At 37.2% G+C, this 4,518-nt stretch carries 4 protein-coding genes; 2 read left to right on the forward strand and 2 right to left on the reverse strand.

Annotation, left to right across the window (positions count from 1 at the left end; translation table 11 throughout):
- Together VNZ46_RS18460 and VNZ46_RS18465 are read right to left on the reverse strand one after the other, a co-directional pair.
- A partial coding sequence (locus VNZ46_RS18460; protein WP_325561498.1) for an abortive infection family protein occupies window positions 1–832 on the reverse strand: 832 nt, incomplete at its 3' end.
- Window positions 833–895: 63 nt separating this feature from the next.
- Window positions 896–1,261 carry a hypothetical protein gene (locus VNZ46_RS18465; RefSeq protein WP_325561499.1) on the reverse strand — a complete coding sequence of 122 codons (366 nt, stop codon included), beginning with the start codon at window positions 1,259–1,261 and terminating at the stop codon, window positions 896–898.
- A 364-nt stretch (window positions 1,262–1,625) separates the two neighbouring features.
- On the opposite strand from VNZ46_RS18465, the gene VNZ46_RS18470 reads away from it, so the two are divergent.
- Both VNZ46_RS18470 and VNZ46_RS18475 read left to right on the forward strand, forming a co-directional pair.
- Window positions 1,626–2,129: a hypothetical protein gene (locus VNZ46_RS18470; RefSeq protein WP_325561500.1), complete on the forward strand. Its 504-nt coding sequence runs from the start codon at window positions 1,626–1,628 to the stop codon at window positions 2,127–2,129.
- A 449-nt stretch (window positions 2,130–2,578) separates the two neighbouring features.
- Window positions 2,579–3,952 (forward strand): PIN domain-containing protein, encoded by a 1,374-nt coding sequence (locus VNZ46_RS18475; RefSeq protein ID WP_325561501.1) that lies wholly within the window; start codon window positions 2,579–2,581, stop codon window positions 3,950–3,952.
- Window positions 3,953–4,518: the final 566 nt, after the last annotated feature.

The following is a 4,518-nucleotide window of genomic DNA, read 5'->3' on the forward strand; positions in this document are numbered from 1 at the left end:
TGTCTTTACCATGTCCAGAACCATAGGAATTTCGCAACTCCGTCATACCTTGTACAATCGAACTTATTCCTCCAAGGATCTGTTTAATTGAGCGCTCGGCATTATCAGGATTTTCTACACCTTTAGGTTTAATATCCATGTTTGCAGTAGTGTTCTTTAGCAACTGTGGCAACGTCCAGTCCTTATCAGCTACCACATTTCGTTGCTTCAAAATTGATTTGCATATAGTTTCCAGTAGTTCTTTGCCTGTGCCTATTGCCACATCAGTGTCATGGTTAGCTGCCGTATTCATTAGGTCAATTTTCTTATGCACATAATCGGAGTCCAGATATTTTTTAATCTCGACTGTCTTAGCCACCTGTACACCCTGCAACATATGAGATGCACCTATAGAATATACAGGAGCACCATTTTTTGATTCATTTTCTTTTGCTAATCCTATACCGTGCTTGTTTAGAAATTGATTATAAATTTTGACTAATTCCTCTGCCGATCCATCATTTTCACGTATAACTGGAAGCACTGTCAAATGAAGGAACTTCAAATAATCCTCATCAGGGCAATGCATAAGATTAAGCCTTTCATCGGTAAAGACCCAACCTTCTCCCCAGTCTCCGGGGTTCATATCAGCATGTTGGTGAATATCTTTATAAGCGTTATTGTATTCTGGGCGATAATCAGTAGAAGGCATTTCCTTTAAATTATATAATCTGTTTAAAAAATCCGCCTGCTTTACTTTTCCGTTGTACGCCAATCCTTGGCTGGTGATTGCATCAGCAATGTCTTGTCTTGTTTCCTTTGTTATCCTAATGGATTGTATGTTTTTTATCATTTAATTTTGGGGCTTAAAAGGACTGGCAGTCTATAAACTGCCAGTCCGGTAGTGTATCAATTTTTATGCTGCTGCTTTTTCTAGTGTTTTAACAAAAAGCAATTCCGCAACATCGGGATCATTGTCATTCCAAATAGCATGAGACGAACCCCAATAAAACCTGTGAAGTGGAGTTCCCTTTGTTGTTTTCAAACCAGTTTGATTTTTACCTTTGCAAGTCCACAACGAAACACATTCACCCTTTTTAACAATGTGTCCAAGAGGAAACCTGTAGTAATGCCTCATAACATTCGACACGCCTCCTTTTTTATTAAATGTAGTATCCACGATTGCATAGTTGCCTAAATCAATGGTAGCATTTGCATATAACATTACGTATTCTTCTGAAGCATCGCCATGCTCTTTTATTGCTAGTATTTCTAAATTCATTTGCACTTATTTTATTTTTTATTATTGGCCTCGAAGCCTAAACGACACTGAGGTGTTGATTGCAAGTCATATAAATATTTTAATTTATATTTTTTTTGCAGATTTAAAATAAGTCTCTTACATTTGCCGACCGGTTCACACGGAAAACTCCTGAAAAAGAGTACTTAAGTCATAAAATTGGGTAGACCAGCCCAAGTTCAAAATAGTCAATAATTAGTTTTAAACCGCCCACAATATGTGGATGGTAGTAATTTAATACTCGAAATCCATTAAGGGTAACCCAATAAAATAGAATCTTTTCGTATATAGCTAGTAATCAAGATATTATTTTTTTAAATCAAAATAATTTGGACGGCTACTCACTATGACATTCGGCTTTACAGTTAATGAACAACTCACATCAGCATCTAATGGTCATATTAAAATAGATGCAAAAGAAGCCAAACGTATAAGAAAGGTTAATGGAGAAATCATATCTGTTATAGAACACTTTAGAAAAGCATGGGATGGCGGAGAAATTTCTGTTTCCAATGGGAAATCTAATTTTTCTATGTTTGAACAGGGAATGGAGATAGAAGTCATGCCAAATATTTTCGTTGTGTTAACTAGTTTAGATGTTTCCTATACTGTCCGTTATGTTAACTACTTCAAATTCATCACCCCAACTGATTACGCTGGAATTTATAATAGTATCAATGAATCTTTCAAAGCAACTAGAGTTACTTATACCGATGTAATTCTCGGTTTGAATGATGGAAGTTGGCAACTGATTGATGATATTTCAAAAATATCAGTTAAATCTTCACATATAAATATTGATCAGTTTAATTTTGACGAAGAACGTGCAATTAAAATAAGTCTCTTATGAGAGTTCAAAAGTAATCCGAATACGGTTATCTGGGGAAAATTGACATAGACATTTTAGGTTCCACTTTATGCATGTGTCTCATTAATGCAGGGAAGAACCCAAAAGAGTTTCACATGTTTCAGTCGGATACGTTGCCTATACGCTTGATTAATAGCGATATGTATATTCTAGGCGATGTTGCTCTCCGTCAATTTTGGTGAAGGACTATTGATGCGTACTTATAATATGGTTCTAACGCTTGCAAAATGCAGTCTTAAAGTTAACAATCTAATGTATCTGATTTCACCTTTTAGAGTTTTCAGTAAAAGTGGCGGAGAATCACTTTTACTGAAATATACAATTAATGTGAATGATAATCTTTAGACAACCTGAAATGGCCATTAGTTTCATCACATTAAAAATCACAAAGATTTAGTAGATTCGTTCAACAATGGACAAGAATTAACGCTATGACTTACTTATTCGTCGACACTAACATTTTCCTGCATTACAAGTTCTTTATCGAAATACCGTGGCAGACAATTTTCAGGAACGAATTTGAAATCGTACTGGCACCGGTGGTAATGGATGAACTGGACAAACATAAAAGGCATCCGAATCCAAAGACTGCATCCCGCGCGAAAAAAGTATTAACCAAAATCGAAGAAATTAATGCTCAGCCAGGAAGTTATCCGTTTAGGTATATTTTTAAGCGCCCTTCCAAAGACACCTTTGACCAATATCAGCTTGACAGAAAAGAACAAGATGATTGTATCCTGGCGGCGATGCTGGAATTTAAATCCCAATATCCAAATGACCAAATCCTACTGGTCAGCAATGATACCGGACCCAGGTTTCGGGCTGCTTCCCTTGGAATTGAAGCTGCTAAACTGGTCGACGACTACCTTAATCCCACCGAGAAAACCGAGGAACAAAAGCAAATCCAAAAATTGACACAGGAAATCTCTACCTACAAAAACAAAATTCCCAAAGTATCCCTGTGTTTTAAAGATGATGCAATTCACTACCAACATAAACTGAAGCCGATATTAGATACAACCGAAGCGTTCACGAGCCTGAGGATGGCATTAATAAAAGAAAAATATCCCCCGCTGGTTTGGGAAGATCCAGAACTGGCCAGAGCGAAATTAGCTGAAGAGCTCAAATCACAGCCTAAAGGAACGCCGCTAGAAGAAGCTTTGAAGTCAAACAGGCTGCTTAGCGGCTTACAAATGAACAACTCAGTTTCTGAAGAACAGGTAGAAAATTTCAATAAGAATAACAACGATTTTTTCGAAAAATATGAGCACTATTTAGGGAAACAGTTCACTTTAAATGTCATTAAGTCTTTGAGTCTTCCCATAGCCATACAAATGAAAAATGAGGGTAACGTTCCGGCTCTCGATATTGACATTTGGTTACATTTCCCGGATGGTTTTGAGCTTTATAGTGTTGGTGACTATCCTAAAAGACCTAAAGAACCCAAACCACCATATCGCCCAAAACATCGCTACGACTCCGGTCCCATGTTTGTACCCAGTATCGGTTCAGTTTACAGTTCGGGTACTGGAAGCATGCCCAATATCAACCTTAGCCAACCCACCATCAGAAAGACCAACAGCTACGAAGTCGACTTCCATATCAAATCGCTCAAACATTTCCAGTCCCATGACTTGGAACGGCTTATTGTCGTATTTCCTTCCTATCAGGAGGTTATAAATTTCACCATCGATTATGAGATCGTCATCGGCAACGTCCCCGAACCCGTTGTAGGGAAACTCTACGTTAAGGCTGAACTTGATGGAGGTGATAACGATGCTGCGCCCAGCAATTTTAAACAGTAAGCCGCCCCCGCGAAACGGCCAATTTCACATAGTGGCGGCGATAAAATATTATTTGGCTGCCTCATTACTAAAGTGGCTTATGTTACAGCCTCTCTTGTACCCTCTGTCGAAGTAGAATCTAAAAGAGAGACTTAAAATAATTTCCTTTATTTTGCTCCAAAAATTAATTATATTTACGTATAGCAATTGCAGCTAAAACGTATCGAAAGTAATGGTGAGCGATTAGGTGAGTCAAAATCGAAAACCGCATAAAATACTATTTAAACGCTGATTTCTTTACTAAGGTCAAATCCCAGCGGGATCACGAAAGCCTCACAAAAAAAATGTGGGGCTTTTTGCGTTAAAAAATATTACAGCATTTTCTAACTTTCACTTGACTATGGATATTTTAGCTAAATTTGTAATATATGAATTTAGAAAACCATAAATCCGATTGATTAAACTTTGGTATTAATCACTATAACGCCGCCTGATATCATTTATCCTATTAACACATTGATACCATTAATATTATAGGGTGCTATCTTTATCACCTGGAAGACTTAAAGCATATAAACTAACCAGAA

Origin of the sequence: Pedobacter sp. (assembly GCF_035566355.1) — a bacterium.
GTDB lineage: Bacteria > Bacteroidota > Bacteroidia > Sphingobacteriales > Sphingobacteriaceae > Pedobacter.

Excerpts from the sequence above, each read along its gene's own strand:
- VNZ46_RS18470 (WP_325561500.1), top strand. The coding sequence starts at position 1,626 with ATGACATTCGGCTTTACAGTTAATGAACAACTCACATCAGCATCTAAT.
- VNZ46_RS18465 (WP_325561499.1), bottom strand. The coding sequence starts at position 1,261 with ATGAATTTAGAAATACTAGCAATAAAAGAGCATGGCGATGCTTCAGAA.
- VNZ46_RS18475 (WP_325561501.1), top strand. The coding sequence starts at position 2,579 with ATGACTTACTTATTCGTCGACACTAACATTTTCCTGCATTACAAGTTC.